Raw genomic sequence first — 17,299 nt, 5'->3', positions numbered from 1 at the left:
ATGCAGTTGTCCTATGTGGACTCGGTTAGATAGATTGAAGAAATCGCAATCTAACTAGGGGGCTTATAGCTCGTTGAGGTTTGTTATAAACGAATTACTCAGCGTTTGCGTTAACAAGCCAATCATCAAGTACTTGCTTCAATTTATCTAATTGCTCTTGATGTTTTGCTTGATTCTTTGCCAATTTGTTTATGTTCTGCAACTTCCAACGAATCGCTGGCAAGTCTGCTGCATTAGGATAGTCAAACAATGCCCAGTCAGGTTGCCCTCTTTTGAATGACATAAGGAAAGCATGATCCCTTTCTGTGAAATGTTTTTGCAGTTCAATTAACATCATGGGCCTAACAGAGGCTAAGTCTTCGCATTCAACTTTTTCAAAAGTCATTCCGTCAAATTCTGCCTGAAATTTCTCATTCAGAGGCTGCCAGTTTGGCGACATGACTTCATTAATAGGCCGAGGGTGACTTAATGTATAGGTTAAAAAACCCACCAAAATCTCTCTCGAAATCCCTTCACTGCCAAGTAACATACGCACATCAAATAAGTCGCGAGGATGTTGGCGATCCATTGCAGCACACAATTTCCCACCATACAGATCGGGAAGACTGACTACCTGAATCTCAGCATAACCAAACTCGTCTTCAACAGACTCTTGAACTGGCATTATTTCTGCACTATGCAATGTACCTCTGGCGACGGGCGACACTTCAATTTTGATCGTTGCAACCGGACTTGATACAACTATTCTCAGTTCATCAGCTTTATTATCCTGAAATGCCGCTCTGATATCTGGTTGAGTATTGATTCTGTCTGTAATGCGCTGCAATGCAGCCCTGACATTAATCAAAGCCTCATCTCTTGGTTCAAGTGGAAGATAAGCAAGATCAATATCTACAGATAACCGAGGAAAATCTCTCACAAATAAATTAATAGCAGTGCCACCTTTAAGTGCAAAAACCGTCTCTGTCGCTACCACAGGAAGCATTCTTATGAGCAAGGAAACCTGTTTGTAATATGGGCTATCTTTATCCATTATGTTGTTCACCTTTTTTGACGCTTAATATCTCTGGCACTGTGATTTGATATCGCTCATCAAAACGTCCTTTTTCGACAACCTGCCGCTTTCCTGCCCCCAATTTAATTCTTGTTTCATCTACGCGATTGACCCACTGGTGATCGTAGTATCGACCCAGAAATAGAAATATTCGGTTTGCCTGAACAGAGCTGCTTCGTTCAAGAATATCTTGTACTTTTCTAGGGCTAAGATTGACTAAACCCTGAAATAATTCTGCGACATGCTCAAATGAAATCAGCTTTCCAATCGCATCTACCACTTCATAGGCAGCAAGTTCTGCACAGCTGACAGTGAGTTCTTTCTCTTTAACCGTGATCCTTTTCAAATCTTTCTCGGGATTCACTTCAAGCTTATGGTTTCCACAGTAAAACCAATTCTGATAAGGGAATTCACGAAACCATTTCGGTAAGGACGACTTGTTTTTAACGCAAATCCAAACTTGCTCTTTGTTCAGCTGTAAATAGTGACTCAGTCCTTGGTGAGTTAAGCTGCTCAGTCCAGCCAAATGAACTGGAACGCCCAATTGCACATCCAATGCTTGAATGGCATCAACCCAAGTTGGCTTTATATCGCCCTGCGCATTTGGACGATAGTACACACCAGAACTAAGCTTCTTCAGCCAACCGTTCTGCGCGTACTTTTGAGCCAACGAGTAGCTCACGCCGTTTTCAGTCAGCCATTGCTGAAGTACTAGCGCACCAGGAGAAGTATGAGCAACAAGCCAGTTTATTTTAGATGACATTTTAACACCCAAAGTATGAATATCACGAACAGTATAAACCATACAGTTTATTACGATAGGAATTTTAACACCTTAGGTATTAATATACCAAATAATGTAAACCAAGTTCGTTAATGTGGCGTCGCTGAAATGAAAAGGTCTACACAACATCACCAATAACCCGATGTTGTGTAGACCTAAGTTTGATTGCCTTAAGTGAACTGCCTAATATGGCTCACATTCAGGTGCCCAGTAAGACGGCGCTGATTGCTGGAACGGTTGTGCCAATGACTTCTTGAGTGCTGGCAACAACAGGTAAAGTTGCAGACATAACACTTTCAACGACTGTTGGCGTATTGTAGAGACCCATACCGCCACCAATGCCCAAGGCAAAAGCCATCAAGCTTTGGCGAGCGATACCGCCCACAATACCCACCAGAACCATGGCTCCCGCTACGATCCGTCCCAAAGTACCTTGGGTCCAATCTTTTAGGGTATCCCACACATCAGTGAAAGCATCACCACCGGTGCCCGCAAATGAGGGCTCCGAAATCATTAACGCCATCAAACCAAGCGCACCAATGGTCATTAGGCGCTGAGTTTGAATGGTGCGAACCGCATTTGTCATTCGTTAGTTTCTCCGTAGATACTCAAGTTATCGCGCTTACCATCAGCTCCCGCTGAGGTTGAATCGCTCTGAGTCTGAAGTGGACGTAGCACAGGCGAAACCGTTCGAGGTGCTGACACCCCAATATCCCACCGGCGCGGTTCAATTTCGGTAAACACGTAGCTGGATAAATTCAGATCTCCACGGTCATCCTCCCAAGGCGCAATCCAAATTCGCATCACCCTTGAAGGAATGCGAATAGGTGCAGATTGCTGCGTCTCAGGTAATGCTGGATGGCTCAGCAGTCCTGTCTCTAAATCAGATTGTGAATACCCAGAGGGAGAACCAATTCGAGTCGCCACAGCATCAATCGTCTTGGGTGCAGCGCCATTACTGGTAAGCTCATAGACTTCACGAGCGGATAAACAGCGCACACCGTCAGGCATACCTGGGCATCCATATTCACTACTCCCAAGACCCAATGAACTACAGCCAGACAATAAGGTTGAGCCGACTGCCAATAAAAGTAATCCAGCTTTAGACCACTGTTTTGACTGGTGCTTTGGGTTGTTCTGCATTGATGTCGTCATGGTTAACTCTCCTCTGGATACACATCTTATTGTCTGAAGCGGACTTCGATCGGTTAGCAACATGCAGGATTTTTTCATCTTCTTGCACCTACCCCTTGTGAAGTGGCCAATGACAACGAGGCCCCACGAGTGACTATGACTTCAATTTTCCTTGCAGCGTCTACCTCTATGACTGGGAACATATTTTCAGCCATGTCCAAATAGAACTTGGCCACTCGATCCAATGCTTTACCTGTGCCTTTAATCGCAGCGCCTTGTAATGCTTCTTGGCTCATGACTTGCTGGTACAGCTGAGTATCACCGGCACTACCCGTCTGAATCGTTGGTACAGGATTCACATCAAATGCGCCAGCCAAGCCCTGAAGGAATCCGGCCATCATCGATTTGGCCACCAGCTGGCCTTGTTTCGACACTAATCGGCCACGAATACCGGCTTTGCCGTCTTCACCCACGGCATAAGAATCCAGTCGTGTTTCAATGACGCCACCATCTTCTCTCACACATGAAATGGTCTCGCCTCGCAAATAAGCACGCTCAGAGCTCAAATCACCGTAACCTGCGGCGATCAAGAAACACTCTTTGATATCCGCTCTAAATCGGTTGGGTAAAATGGCTTCCTTTTGAATCCTCAGCAATGCAGGAAAAGGCTCACGTCTTGCGGACTCGTGAGTAGGTGCATCCAAACCCGTGATCAAAGTACCCGAGATAATGCTGCCTGCCGGTAGATACAAAGGCGGCGCTTCTTGCACAACAACCTCTGGTTCAGCAACCACTTCAGGCTCAATCATACGAATCGTGATTGGCGGCAATGGAACATCCCGTGCTCGTGTGCCTTGGCCATTGGCTGGCTGCTGATAGAGCGGATCAGGCAGCGGCGCATTGGCAAAATAGTCGTCTGGGTTAGACGGCAATGGCTTTTCGTCTTTAGGCAATTCCATGGCAGATAAAGGCACTTCGAAACGGCTATTAGTGCCTTCAACTGCTGCATAACCTCCAGCGCGAACATCATCAAGTTCCGCTCGAAGGCGAGCCAACTCCGCATTGACCTCACTTGGTATAGAAGGCGAACCTGGGCTTAGCCGTCCTGAATCGACGTCACGACGCAAGCGCTCAACTTCACGACGTAACTGTTCATTGCGCTCACTGAGTAGTTTTACGTTCGCAGCCAAACTATCGACCCCAACATCACGAGTATTGGTATCCGTAAGAATGTGCCGGATCGTTTCCTGTCGGTTCCGACTACTTGAGCCATCGTCAGGATTAGGTGAAAACACCATCACCATAAGGATGAGACCACCAGCAATACCAGCAACCGATAGACCCCGCTTCATGTTCGGGCTCATTTGTTCCCATTGTGCTTTCATCGTTATTCACCTCCCACAAGAAGCGAAGGTCGCTGACTTTCCACCGCTTCTTCACGATGATTGCGAACAACCACATACAACTCAGTCTTTTCACCCGGCAACAAGATATTGCGAGGCCAGTAGGCGCTTGCCACTATATCTGGTGCATGACAGGCTATTTCACTGGCTTCTATCGGCTCATCGGCAAAGCTTTCAACCAGTCCTACATAGACGGTGAAGTAATGTCCCGTCACAATTTGCCCCTGCTTAAAACCAAACTTTAAGCCAGGCTGAAAACATTTCGGGCTTGTGTCAGTTTGGCCAGCTAAACGGATGTCATAGCCTTGTGGTAACTCATTTAGTGCAAGGCGTCTGAGTAAGTCACGTAGGTTATCGACGTATGGCTGAGCCGTTTCCCAAGTGGCGGCTTTTCGGTTCACGACGCCCTTAATAGGCCACTGCTGACCATCAATAGCTAAGGTGATTTCACGCGGTGGAATACGACGAGGTACTAAGGTGACTGATAATGCAGGCGCTTCCTGACCAGGCGGAGTGATGTAAAGTGAAACCGGTGATTCTTTGTCCGTGGCCACATATACAACATTCCCCTTGATTTGCGTCTGAGCATCACTGGTTGTTCTCACCTGAGGCGATTCAAACGGCGTTACAATCCGATTCAGATGACCAAGTGCTACAGGGATCAGTTCATTAACACCCGGTGTCATCAGTAGCGTTGTTGGCGCATCGGTTGCAACCGTATTGCTTTGAACCGGTGGATTTGCAGTAGCAGACTGCTTCATCACACTGGCTGGCACAATTGGCAATTCCACGTCTGCATACGACGCTTGAGATAACAGGACGCCACTCAAGCTCATTGCGATTAAGCTTGGTGTCATCCATCGACTAATTTTGGTTCGCATCATTCACCCTCCGGTTTTGCTCTTGGGTCAACTTTTCACGAACGCGCTTCGTTCTAGCTTGCCCCTCATACGTATCCATCCAGCTAAGTTTTGGACGGTATTGCTCAATATCGATGTCAAACTCATAGGTGCGAGTTTGGCGCTGCTCATCTCCAGATGGCCCAGAAACCAAGGAATAACCGGTCACAAAGACATGGCCGGTTTCATACTCATATTCCACTTGTCTGGGTTGGAATTTGAGCGTGACCCGGTCTTCGCGGATTTGTCTTGCCTGAATCTCCAGTGCATCGACCACTTGCTGGTACACCGCTGGAGAAAGTAGCGGCTCAATGGCAACCCGGATGAAAGACACATTACCTGGCGTCACGTTACCCATAAGCTCAGCCAGGTAGAGTCCCCAGGATTCAAGGTAAGGTTGAGTAGCTTGGTTTCGTGACACTTCAGCCGGTTCAGACAAGGTTGGCGGTTGAATGGCTACCACGGTATTGCGAGAAAATGCCGCTACCGCAAGTAGCAAGTTAGATAGCACCAGCACCGCAATCAGGAACCGTTGCCATCGGTTCTCTAATTGCGTGCCTTGCCATGATTTTAAAAACACGTCGAACTTCACGGCAGATAGCTCCTGATAAATGGGTTAGGGATCGTCTTGGCTTTGGTTGGCAACAGTCCGGCCCAGTAGATGGCGTGAAGAATAAAACCATCCGGGCGACCATCACGAAAACGCCGATAGAGCTTGGTTGTTACCAACCCCAATAGGCATAAAACCAAGGCATTACCGGTAAAAATGCCGATCACTAGCCCCAACAGAATGGGAGCCATCTCATCGGCACTCCAAAGCAGGAAGTGCGGCGGGTCATCGATATAGGATGGAATACTCACAGGTTCCATAGTCACTCCTCGTTGTTTGAATTGAGAAGTGAAGAATGCCTTGAGATTGGCAGGTTCAGTGGTCAGCTAGATGCCGAATTCTTGAAGGTTTTGAGGGTTCTACTCAAACAATACTAACAATTGATCTTTTTGATGCGGTTGATATGATGGGGATATTGGTCGTGTCGAGACCAGCTGCCCACTTTAGCAAACCCGGACGGGACGACATGCATATCAAATTTATATTTGCTTAGGTTTTTTCTGCGACCTCGGCAGTGGGCACCGTATTCGCTAATAGGAGAAACTCAATGCAAATTACTAAAATCATTTCCTCTGCCTCGGTTGAACGTTTAAAGCAAAAAGCACGAAAGCTTAAACGTGAAAAATCCATTCCACACACTCAAGCACTCGATGAAATTGCAATCTCTGTTGGCTTTAATCATTGGCATCAGGTTGTACAAGCCAATGACGTACTGAAGCCATCAGAGGTGGCGTTATCTTCTGGATGTGTCATGGCTTTTGATGTCAAAGATGGTATGGAAGCCGATACCAGTGATGGGGTTTTAATTGAAGACCACTTCTTGGAGATGCTCACTGAAAAGCAGCTGTTTGAAATTTATGCCAATTCCCCTGATGAAGACGACGTACAAAATAGGCCGCTAAAAGAAACGCTATCGGATTCAGAGCTTCATGAGTATTTTCGAGATTATTGCTCATTCATGTACTTTCGTCTTGCCGAGCCTCATGCAAACAAACCGTTAAAAGAAGTATTGGCTCTTATACGACAGTACTCTTTTTGGATGCCTCAATATATTTGGCTTCAAGGCCACCTTATTGATACTTATCATTTGCCAGCGGAAGACGAGAACGGCAATACCGTAGGCGTCAGGTTTTAGCTCTACAAGATGAGGCCTAACTGGCCTCATATCTTCTTCTGCAAGTGACTTAACGCCAACCCCGCCATTAATGCTAAACCGATGATCAGCGACGGTAGCACCACCGGTGGAATGGCCAGCGGGGCGAACAATCCCATAAACAGCAAAATGACGCCTGAGCCCAAGATGATCATGCTGTAGCGGTGAATGATAGGGCTCGAAAAATCAAAGGTTGTCTTCTTAATCTTCCAGGTCATCAAGCCGTCCCACAGCGCCGGTAACATGAGAATAAGCGCAAAGGGCAACCAGACCATCAGCAAAGCAAATCGAGTGAACACTTGGTACAACACATCAAAAAATGCCTGAATACGATCTTCCACCCAAACAAACCAAAAGCCTCCCATGTTCTCCATCCCTTTAGAGCGCAGTCGCTGCTCTTCAGTGGGGATTAGAAAATCTCGCACAGATTGCTCCATCTGCGTATCCACAATCCATGACTGATACCAGCGATGGCTAGTTTGACCAATCCAATAGCTTGTTTGTGCGCCCAATTGATTTTGGATCATCTGCTTCTCTTTACTAATAACCCGGCCAGTCCAATCACCGGGCACTAACACGCCAATGGCAATAATCTCCAGCATCAGCGCCAGGCAAAGTAGCCAAACCGACTTATGCTTGCTCATGCCAAACATCCTCTTCTACTCGCGCCAACATGGCTGCAACGGTTGGCGTCATAATCCGGGCTTTAATCACTTGTTGAAGCCGCTTTGTCGTCGTATGGCCACTGACATAACGCACGTCGATGCGTCCTTCAGCCAAATACGCCATCCGATTTGGACGATTACGAATCCAGGAGTAGAAATACACACCATCCACGGCGGCCCACTCGAAATGGTCAGGATCACGCAAGCGAATCCCCGTTAAAGCACTAGCGGCAGTCCAGGTCAGTGCCTCAATGAAATGCCACAGGCGTACACTGTCATCATCACAACTAACTTCTTCATAACTGCCCAAGCCATTACACAGACACAAATCAAAGATGGCATGGCCATCTAACGTGAACGCATCTGTTAAATAGTCCGCCAAACAGTGCACTGAGGCCAAAGCATGAGGCCAGTCGGTTTCAAGCAGTCTTAAGGTTTCCTTGAACTGGGGGTTATGTTGCTGCCATTGAACGAGCATTTCTTTACTGGTAAGTGTTGTCATTTTCAGACAGACAGAATGATGCATACAGACTCCTTATGCTGCCTGTGTAGAGCTGGTTAAAATAGGAATACGGCCTTTGATCACGCGGCCACCTGAAAGCTTGGCGATGTACTCCAGGTTGGGAAGCTGGCCTAATAACTGCGGTGGAAACATATCGCCTTCTTCCTCCATCAAGCGTTCGCCATGATTGCCGGTAAACAACGCGGGGCTGTCCGAGTTGGACGACATACCTTGAGTTTGCATGATGTACTGCAACCGAGTCTTAGGCAGATTGTCGGTAATGTACTGCTGCGTTTCGGCATCCATCACCCTAAGAGCTATCAGGTTGTTGATGTTACCTAACACCTGGCGAGCTTTAGCTTCACTGCCTGTACGAGCTGAAAAATCAGCAAAGGTCTGAGTAGCAATCACACAACGCATTTTTGCGCCACGGCCTTTGTTGAGCAGTTGAATGAAGGGATCGTTGACGACTTCAGCCGCCTCATCGATGAAGATATTTACGGGACGATTTTCAACACCATAGTTATAGCGGTCACCGGCCACTGCGGTGAGATCGGATAAAAGCAACGAACCAATGGCGCTACCAACCATTGCGTCGGTCAATGAATCCAATCCGATATAGGCCACTTGGGCATTGTTGATAATACGGCCAGAATCCGTAATTAACCGGCTGTCATTCACATCGTTTGCAATCGGTGATAGCAATGGACCTAGTTCACTTGATGTGAGCATATTGAGCACCGGCATCAATGAGGCCACCATCTTTGAATAGTGGGTTCTGTCATGCTCAAACATACTCAATAGCCCCTCTAAATCAGTATTGGCGGCAACGGGCTGAATGCGTTCGTAGTAGAAAAGCAGCATCGCCATAGCTTGTTTAGCCAAGGTATTGGCCTTTTCGGTAAAGCGCTTGATCTCCACACTAAAATTGGGATACACCTGCTCCCCCCAGGCTGTGACGGCTTTTACTACCAAGCCTTCTGGGCCACCTTCCAAAAAACGCCTCAGTGTTTTCAGATCAGGACGTTGTGACGTAAGCAACAAACCTTGCACGATGTTATTCAGTGCCATTTGGCCAAAGGCTTTAAATGGATCAGCACCGGTTTCGGATGGGATTAAGGCCGCAATTCGGCTGGCAATTTCAGTGCCCCGGTTAAAGTTTCTCAGGGGATTAAGACGTACTGAATGCTCTGGAAAACCCGGATGAAAATACACAAAGCGCTCAGGACTACCGGCGGCAATACAGGCTCGCTGTGCATTATCCTTAAGTTCTTTGTCTCCCTTGGGGTCAATAATTATCACGGCTTCATTGCGCAAAATGGCCTGAGTGATCATCGCATCAAAGCATCGGGTTTTTCCGGCACCGGTCGTACCAACTATTAAGGTATGCCCCTCAGTGTGACCAACTGGCTGGTACACATCTTCTTCTTTGGGCTCGACACCATGAATCCAGGTCGAACCCATTTGCTTGCCGTGACCTTGGTTAAGCAAGGTTTGCTTATCCCGCTTTAAGATTTCATAAGCACGTTGAGCATGGCGTTGGTCCCACTCAAAGCCATAACCTAACCACAATTCATCAGGATGTTTTGCCATTACCTTTTGCAAATGCGACAGCGCCATAAATGCCAATGGTTTGCCTTTTAGCCCCTTCTGCAACTTATAAAGACGGTAAGCCTCAGGCAGGCGATACAACGCCATGCCCGAGGAAATCCCTGTCATCCACCAAAATGGTTCGGGCGGTAACTCTGTCAGCATTTCTGCGGCAATCGCCCCAGTGGCCCCAACCAGCCAACCTGCTGCTGCCATGGCCTCATAGTTCGTGCGCCAGGGCATTTCGTATGCGTTTTCTTTCATTCATGCTCCGCAAAATAACCGTTTGCAATCCACTTAAGTTCAAATGGATTAACGTTTAGCGTGAGCGGTAAACAGAACCGTTTCCCCCTCATCAAACTGGCATTCGTCACTGGCCGAGATCCCCCGAAGCAGCTGTCCGGCTGGAATGCCATGCGCATTGGCGACTTGGCGTAAGGTTTGAATCGTGACGCGAATACCATCGGCACTATGATCCACGTCTGGGTAATCACCATCGGTCAGTAAGATGGGCAAATCTTTCACAAAATTAACCATCTGTTGGCGCTGCACGTATTTGGGGTCTGTACTCGATTTCGCATTGGGCGCAATCGGCTTTTGCTTTCGCTCCGCTCTTGTGGCGGGCTCTTTTGCTTGGGCATTAGTTGTCTTAGTTCGACTCGGACGCTGTAAAGCCTCTTCGTTCTGAATTGCTGCCGCCGGTTCTGTGCCTTGTTTGGAGATGTCTATCAGTGCAATTAGCCTTTTAGAAATCGATACCTTCAGAAGTAACCCTTGCTCCTGAACGCCATCATTCGTAGTCACAGTTCTGGCCTTACGTGTCGGGTTTGCGGGATCTAGTTCAAGCCAATCTAATTGACTGAGTTCAGCAAGCAGTTTTCGGGGAGCACACCAAGGCCTTACGGCATCGGGATAGCGGATCAAGATCTGTTCACCAACCATAACCAACGCACTGCTGGCCTCTGGGAGCCACGCCAAAGATTCAGGGAGATTCAATGCTTCTGTATCGTACTGGTTTACGTTATTTGAGATAGCGCCATCATATGAATTGTTAGGCTTTTCACATCCATCACCTGGAGCATTTTCAGTTGCCTGGGGGTTATTAACATCACTGGCAAGACGAAGTTCATCATCTTGTTCGGACGAGTTTGTCGATGGTGACTCAGTCGATTTTCTATGTTCGATTGATGATGACGCTTCAGGCAAGTCTGAATGCTCACTGGAGCGACTCTGTGGCTCTGCTTGTGTTTGCCGTGTTGCTTCCCACTCAGATTTGCTAAACAGTCTCACACTACTTGGTACATTCGAGCTGAACAATAAATCGGCCTCAGATATATGCAGCATGGGTAACCAGATGGGCTTGTCGTCTTTGATCAGCACTTCAGGGGCAAGGCTTTCATATCGCTCATTCGAGGCGGATTTAGTGGCCAATCCTCGCTCAATAAGGATGTCCGCAAGGGTATCGGGATCTCTTGGAATGCCAGGTATCTTGTCTTTGGCCAACAGCTCAATGATGTCCTTAGCCGCGCTTTTCCAAACCAGGTAAAGATGGGTTGATTGATTCGATTTTCGTAACCAGACTCTGGCGTCTCGCTGATTGACCAGCCACTGGGAACTGGCAAGTAATCGCCTCATGGCATCAAGTAGATAGCGTTCGACTGGGACACCAAGGGCATTGTCGTCAACGGAAATTCGTTGAGCTTTCAGGTCTCGCTGGACACTGGTTTGGTCAGCTTCAATGACCAATTTAGACAGGACATGCTCGAGATCAGTATTGCCAATTGCCTCCAGCATGGCTTGCAAAATCTCAGGGCCCGGCTGGGTTAACCAGGCGAGCAACTCAGGTGTCATCACCCGGTTTAAAACCAGAATTGAAAATTGCTCGTGCCGCTTGCACCGTCCGTCGCGCCAACGAATGAAATAGCGTTCAATGCTGTTATTAGTGGTCCACTGGGATAAGGTTTCTAAAAAAGGGTTCCACTGATAGCGTCCATCTTCGTCTGTGATGGACAAATCTGAAACAGGCTTACCAATATCATGGAACAAACCGCCAAGAGCCGCCGCGACACGCCACCTTGGCTCTAGCTCTTTTTTCTCAACCGGTGTGCCACTGGCAACAAAGATGATCCCTTCAGCTGCTTGTGCCGCCCAGAAAGCAACTTCCAACGAATGACGTAATAAACCACCAGCACCACTGTGATGATGATGCTCAGATGCTGGCAGCAAGTGGACATAAGCAGCCAGATGATCAATACAGGGCTGAATTAACCTTTGAAAATCACGCTGGTTGAAGCCAAGTACCTGGCGCAGTTTGGCAATTAGCTCGTCTTGTGTGGACTGCAAATCCTCGGGTGACGCAGCAGGCAACCCCTTCAGAAATGGCGGATAGCGTGGAATGTCTGCATCCAGTTGAGATGACAGTTCTGGTAGTGCTTTGGTTTGAAAAAATAGGTTTTTGAACATAGTGAACCTCCGACACGATAGTGTGAAGGTTCAACTCTGAGCTTGATGGCTAGATAGATTGATAATTCATGTAGAAGAATAACATACGAGCTAATTTCACGGTTTCAAAAAGGTGCGGAACCTGATTCTTAGTGATTAATACCAAAATAGTGCTTTACACGAATCCATATTTCTCACGACGCTGATTGAATGCACTTTTCCCGCCCTCTAATATATCTGCGGCTAAAGCCTGAACATTGGGAACATCGATCGCACCTTGTTGTTCTGGAAGAATTAGCCCTTTATTATCTTCTACGCTCAAAACGCCAATCCATTCAGCATCACCGAAAACCGGAATATTGGCATTATGTGTTGCAAATAGAAACTGACGACTCAGTTTAGCCCTACGTAGTTCTGCGACTATCCTCTCAGCTATAAATGCGTTATCCAAATTATCTTCAGGTTGATCAAGGATTAATGGGTCTTGATTATCTAACAGCAATAAGTGCAAAACAGCAGTGCACTGCTGTCCCGTCGATAATTCATCAATTGACCTAAATACAGCTTCTCGTTCTCCATGAGTCACATTTAACTCAATCGCCATGGTATCCGGTAACTGCAATTCTTCCAGTTCCATTAGTTTTACTTCTGAAAGACGAATTAAAGCTGAAACAACAGTGCCTGATATGCCAAACTTTCGTCCTAGCTCCGACTCTCCTTGACGGATAGTCGAGGCTAAACTGCTTGGAGAGAAGTTACCTTCTAATACCCAGGCGAGACGTTTAGGCCCAACCCCCTCTAAATTGCACCCAGTCAGAAAATTCACAAGTTCTTGGCGGCCACCTTCTGGCTGTAGGGTGAGCCGTACCTTCTGCTCCAGTTTTCTTGTTAACCTTTTAACAGATTTAGTAATACTACTCGCACGCGCACTTGTATGTTGTTCTAACTCCAGAAGCAGCTTCTTTCGCGAGTTGTACAATTCGTCAATTTGTGTCTGGCGATCTTGCAAGGTGGTTTGTTTAGGGCGTATCTGCTCAATTTGTTTTAACAGAGTCTGATATTCAGCACCAATTTGTCGGCCAGTTTTACCCTGGCTTGCAGGTATATCCTTAAAAGCCAACTCAAGTTTTTGCTCTTCAAGTTGCTGCTTTTCTGATAAAGATTGCTTGACCGGTAACAATTGTTGATTTGCATTTAAAGTTAGCTGTTCTAACTGTATTAATGTCTGCTGAACGCCCGTTTTCAGGGCATTCAAAACTTCACGCTGCTGCTTCAAGAGCTCAGCATGAGGTAAGCCATCCAAATTGGTATCACTTAAATACAAAGTATCTGGCAAACTGTTTTTGAGCGCATCGATAGCCAGTTGGACGCTTGCAACATCCTCACCAATCTGATCATTCAACTGTTTTTCTTTTTCAAGTTTAGGAATAAGCTCCAGCTTTTCATCAATACCTAATGCTTGATACTGTTTTGCCTGATCCAATAACTTAGGTAAGCGCTCGATCTCTGCTTCAATGTCATCTTTCTGACCTAGGACTCGCTTGATGGATTCTCGATTATCTTTTAACTTTGCTAAAACGTCAGCGATATCTGCATCAAACTTCTCATGTTCGCCCTCAAGAAAACGTTCGATGAGCTGATTACGACTTTGTTCATCTCGTGTCATTTCATAGATTTCGTTTTGCCCGTAAAGCTCTATACCAGGCAAAATATCCGTTGGAAGATAGGGGGATATATTTCCATGGGAGTCAACCACTACCGGATCACTACCGTGTTTTCGGCTTACTTTGAATCTGCGACCGTGCATAACTGATGAACGCAACGTAATTTCAACTAAACCTCGTTCTTTCCCAAGGTTAGTATCAATGACACTTTTGTGCTGTTTGATTGCGTTAGGTGTTTTAGGTTCTAATCCGAAAGCATAGCGAATACATTCCAACAAGGTTGACTTACCAGTTCCACGACCACCAATCACAGCATTGAGATGGTCCGATAGTTCAATATCGACGCTATCCAGATAACCACCAACAAATCGAATACGCTCAATTGCCGAAGCATAGCTTTCTGGCTTATCTGAGTTCAAACGAACCCTCGAACCTGCATCTAAAAAGGCTTGCTTAAAGGAAGCAAAGCAAGGGTTGGTCATTTTAATCAAACAAGAAGCACCCGATGCTTTGATATCCTCTGGTTTTGCAACGTCTGAGGAGTTAATAGCAGCCATTTCGCGCTCGCGCTTATAGTTAGGATCTTTGTTGAGGAAGACCTTACGGTAGAAATCATTTTCTATTCCTTTAAGATCTTCAATCGACTTGTCGCCTGGTATCTGAGCTGCCATCAACCCTTCATGTTTCCATACATGGTTCATCTTTCGACTGAGCACACCATCATCATTTATGCAGTGTGCTGCAAAGATAAATCCACCTATCTCATTCACTTTATCAATCAGCTGAATTGCTGTGAGGTTGGTCGGCAATATACCATCCTCTGGATCAAGTAAATCTAGACGCCCCAAAATCCGTTCAAGTTCTTGCGAAGTTTTGTTTTCATCAAACAGACAAACAAAGTGAATTTTCTCACTTGACGCAATCTCAAAGCCGGGGAAAACAACAATCCCATTCTCAACAAAAAGATTGCGGATTTTATCAACACCATCTACTGAACCATGATCAGCTAATCCAATGACCTCTATGCCCGCTTCCAGTGATGCCGCAAGCAGATTTTGGTTATATTCATCTTCCGTGATGGTCTGCTGTTGCCCACGATATTTTATGTATCCTGCCGGATTTACCTGCAATGCACATTTAAAGAAACGAGCTTTGGTAAACATACCTGTAATTACTCCACAAAATGGCGCGTCAAACGACACCTAATCAATTAACCCCAAGCGCTTTAAACACGGCATCGACGGGGTCTGCATAAAAGCTGATCTGGAATTTTGAGAACAACTCAGCAGGAACCGTTGGAATATCTGAGGCTGAGGCCATTGGGAGCAAAATACGCTTTGCGCCACTGTCCATAGCTAACTGAAGACTGCCTGCAAGATCTTGAACAGGATTGACGACACCACCTAAAGTCATCTCTCCCAAAACAACCATCTGCTCTTGAATCGGTCGGTTCATCAGAATTGAACAGAACGCAATTAATGCAGCGAGCGATGACTTTGTACTTGGCCCCGTATTGTGGAGCTCAACAACATGGAGGTGATACTCATGATCAGAAAACTTCGCCGACGCACTGATTCTATTCAGGTTACCTTTGAAATAATCAAAGCCAACACGCACAGCTTCTTTCGCTGCGGTATTCGAACCAAGGCCAGACACTGAGTGTTTACCAGAACCAGCCATCATCTGGGTTTCATAGCGATATAACCCAAGCTGCCCAGTGCTTCCCTGAGTAACTAAGTGCACAACACCAGCGCGAGGTAAGCCTTCAGGAATTAGCTTGCTACCACCTTGTTCTGGTACATTGACGAAGAATTCTTCTAATGACTCATTATCGATGTAGCTAAAGTGCACATCAAAAAATTCCATTCCGCCAAGCTTTTTCAATTGCTCTTTGACTCTACGTCTAGTTTCCAGCGCATAGGTCAGGCAGGCTCTTACATCATCTTTTGTGTACTGTGCGTCGGGGTGTAGTAGCTTTAACAAGCCCGAAACCGTTCTGCGTACAGCAATGACATCACGCTGATTAAGGTTATTACCGAGTTTGAAGAACTTATCGATCGCATCCGCAAAACTTCTTTTGCGCATTTCACGCATGTATTCAGCAAGATAGTCTGTGATTAATCCGTAACTATTGGTGAAAAACTCAGGACGCATCTTCGGTATTTCCCATCCAGGAATATAGGAATGGAAACGGTCAAAAAAAGCAGTGTCAATCATGGCATCAGGAAAAGGTGCCAACAGATGACTGGTCTTCACCAGTGTCTCAACGCTTTGATTGATGTTACCGACGAATACCATGGAAGCCTTCGCTTCGATTGAATCACGGCCACGGGCAAAAGACCCTGACGCCATATAATCTTTCATTATTTGGACGCCGTCTTTGTCTTTAAAGTGAATACCCGCTACTTCATCAAAGGCGACAACATCCCACATTCCGACCAACCCAACTTGGCGCGAGCTCATGTTATAGAACAAGTTCGCCACCGTTGTTTGTCCACCCGAGATAAGCAATGAGTTTGGCGAGCACTCTTTGTAGACATGGCTTTTACCTGTCCCTCTTGGTCCGAGCTCACAAACGTTGTAGTTGTTTTCAACGAATGGGATCATGCGAGTAATAAGATGCCACTTCACCCGATGCTCTAAGTTGGTTGGCTCCATACCCACGGAACGAAGCAACACATCCATCCACTGATCGGTACTAAAATGTCTTCTGGTTGAAAACACCTCATCCATGTTCATGGACGGCATTTGTATCGGTTTTAAACTCATAATGGAGAAAGGTGATGTCTTCTGACCTTCCTCAAAGAAATACTGCACGGTAATAATGCACCAGATACCGCCAGTTAATAATTTTTCGTTGTCTTGTACAATTTTGGTCGGTACAAGGGCATCCTTGATCCCCAGGTTAGACAACGCAGCTTCATAGACGTCTTTTTTCTGATTAAGCTTAACGCTTACTTTGTCGATGATTTTAAACGTGCCGCGTTCACGGATAAGTGACTTCACTTTCTCCGCTTCATCAGGTCGGACATAGTTCTCAGCCAAGATTTTTTTCACATTCTCAAGGCCTTGCATTACAACTTCGTCGTCATCGGACGCACAATACATCCCTAGTAAATACTCCAGCACGTAAACAGGGACGTTAGCGCCTTCTTTCAATTGCTTTGTCAGATCTTTTCGAACGACACGGCCTTTAAAGTGCAGATTTAGCAACCCATCGAGATCTGAATTTTTCATGTCACGAATCTCCCTTTCAGACATGGAAATATCTGAGGGAATAACCTCACTAGGCGCTTCTGGTTCGACACCAGCCTCATCTACGTTCACTTGCATATTGGCAACATATATGTTCTGCGTAACATTTGCGGGAGTTTCATGCTCTGCACCAATCCACTCTCC

The 17,299-nt window shown here is 46.3% G+C and carries 15 protein-coding genes; 1 reads left to right on the top strand and 14 read right to left on the bottom strand.

The genetic code is table 11. The features are described from left to right. Positions 1–94: 94 nt before the first annotated feature. From AACU98_RS07070 to traL, 8 genes are all read right to left on the bottom strand, one after another. Positions 95–1,033 carry a nucleotidyl transferase AbiEii/AbiGii toxin family protein gene (locus AACU98_RS07070; RefSeq protein ID WP_000356587.1) on the bottom strand — a complete coding sequence of 313 codons (939 nt, stop codon included), beginning with the start codon at positions 1,031–1,033 and terminating at the stop codon, positions 95–97. Further along, positions 1,026–1,859, bottom strand: a complete 834-nt coding sequence (locus AACU98_RS07065; protein WP_024008833.1) for a type IV toxin-antitoxin system AbiEi family antitoxin — start codon at positions 1,857–1,859, stop codon at positions 1,026–1,028. The genes AACU98_RS07070 and AACU98_RS07065 overlap by 8 nt, the downstream gene beginning before the upstream one ends. Before the next feature lie 178 nt (positions 1,860–2,037). Further along, positions 2,038–2,424 (bottom strand): TraA family conjugative transfer protein, encoded by a 387-nt coding sequence (gene traA / locus AACU98_RS07060; RefSeq protein WP_000180225.1) that lies wholly within the window; start codon positions 2,422–2,424, stop codon positions 2,038–2,040. Next, positions 2,421–2,993, bottom strand: coding sequence for a type IV conjugative transfer system lipoprotein TraV (gene traV / locus AACU98_RS07055; protein WP_024008834.1), 573 nt, complete (start codon positions 2,991–2,993; stop codon positions 2,421–2,423). Before traV ends, traA begins: the two co-directional genes overlap by 4 nt. A gap of 74 nt (positions 2,994–3,067) precedes the next feature. Next, entirely contained in the window at positions 3,068–4,357 is a 1,290-nt protein-coding gene (locus tag AACU98_RS07050) for a TraB/VirB10 family protein (protein ID WP_049195464.1), read from the bottom strand. Between the two features lie 2 nt (positions 4,358–4,359). Further along, positions 4,360–5,259: a TraK domain-containing protein gene (locus tag AACU98_RS07045; protein WP_024008836.1), complete on the bottom strand. Its 900-nt coding sequence runs from the start codon at positions 5,257–5,259 to the stop codon at positions 4,360–4,362. Further along, positions 5,240–5,866, bottom strand: a complete 627-nt coding sequence (locus tag AACU98_RS07040; RefSeq protein ID WP_000667167.1) for a TraE/TraK family type IV conjugative transfer system protein — start codon at positions 5,864–5,866, stop codon at positions 5,240–5,242. Before AACU98_RS07040 ends, AACU98_RS07045 begins: the two co-directional genes overlap by 20 nt. After that, positions 5,863–6,144 carry a type IV conjugative transfer system protein TraL gene (traL, locus tag AACU98_RS07035; RefSeq protein ID WP_000433891.1) on the bottom strand — a complete coding sequence of 94 codons (282 nt, stop codon included), beginning with the start codon at positions 6,142–6,144 and terminating at the stop codon, positions 5,863–5,865. The genes AACU98_RS07040 and traL overlap by 4 nt, the downstream gene beginning before the upstream one ends. A gap of 287 nt (positions 6,145–6,431) precedes the next feature. Here traL and AACU98_RS07025 point away from each other — a divergent pair, with 287 nt between their 5' ends. Beyond that, positions 6,432–7,019, top strand: coding sequence for a hypothetical protein (locus AACU98_RS07025; protein WP_024008837.1), 588 nt, complete (start codon positions 6,432–6,434; stop codon positions 7,017–7,019). Between the two features lie 26 nt (positions 7,020–7,045). Here AACU98_RS07025 and AACU98_RS07020 read toward each other — a convergent pair whose 3' ends face one another. From AACU98_RS07020 to brxL, 6 genes are all read right to left on the bottom strand, one after another. Further along, positions 7,046–7,681 carry a DUF4400 domain-containing protein gene (locus AACU98_RS07020; RefSeq protein ID WP_011788471.1) on the bottom strand — a complete coding sequence of 212 codons (636 nt, stop codon included), beginning with the start codon at positions 7,679–7,681 and terminating at the stop codon, positions 7,046–7,048. Continuing rightward, the gene (locus AACU98_RS07015; RefSeq protein WP_060554884.1) at positions 7,668–8,228 is read right to left on the bottom strand and encodes a hypothetical protein; all 561 of its coding nucleotides are present in this window, start codon (positions 8,226–8,228) and stop codon (positions 7,668–7,670) included. Before AACU98_RS07015 ends, AACU98_RS07020 begins: the two co-directional genes overlap by 14 nt. Positions 8,229–8,237: 9 nt before the next feature. Further along, positions 8,238–10,058, bottom strand: a complete 1,821-nt coding sequence (gene traD / locus AACU98_RS07010; protein ID WP_040132779.1) for a conjugative transfer system coupling protein TraD — start codon at positions 10,056–10,058, stop codon at positions 8,238–8,240. 48 nt (positions 10,059–10,106) lie between these two features. After that, a complete protein-coding gene (gene mobH / locus AACU98_RS07005) occupies positions 10,107–12,257 on the bottom strand; it encodes a MobH family relaxase (protein ID WP_060554885.1) in 2,151 nt (716 codons plus the stop codon). A gap of 154 nt (positions 12,258–12,411) precedes the next feature. Continuing rightward, positions 12,412–15,063, bottom strand: coding sequence for a TrlF family AAA-like ATPase (locus AACU98_RS07000; RefSeq protein ID WP_004249347.1), 2,652 nt, complete (start codon positions 15,061–15,063; stop codon positions 12,412–12,414). Between the two features lie 43 nt (positions 15,064–15,106). Further along, positions 15,107–17,161 (bottom strand): protease Lon-related BREX system protein BrxL, encoded by a 2,055-nt coding sequence (gene brxL, locus AACU98_RS06995; protein WP_196534595.1) that lies wholly within the window; start codon positions 17,159–17,161, stop codon positions 15,107–15,109. Between the last annotated feature and the right edge of the window lie 138 nt (positions 17,162–17,299).

This window comes from Proteus sp. G4380, assembly GCF_963885725.1.
Classification (GTDB): domain Bacteria; phylum Pseudomonadota; class Gammaproteobacteria; order Enterobacterales; family Enterobacteriaceae; genus Proteus; species Proteus mirabilis.
The sequence above is the reverse complement of the archived record's forward strand: the minus strand, read 5'-3'. Positions and strand labels throughout refer to the sequence as shown.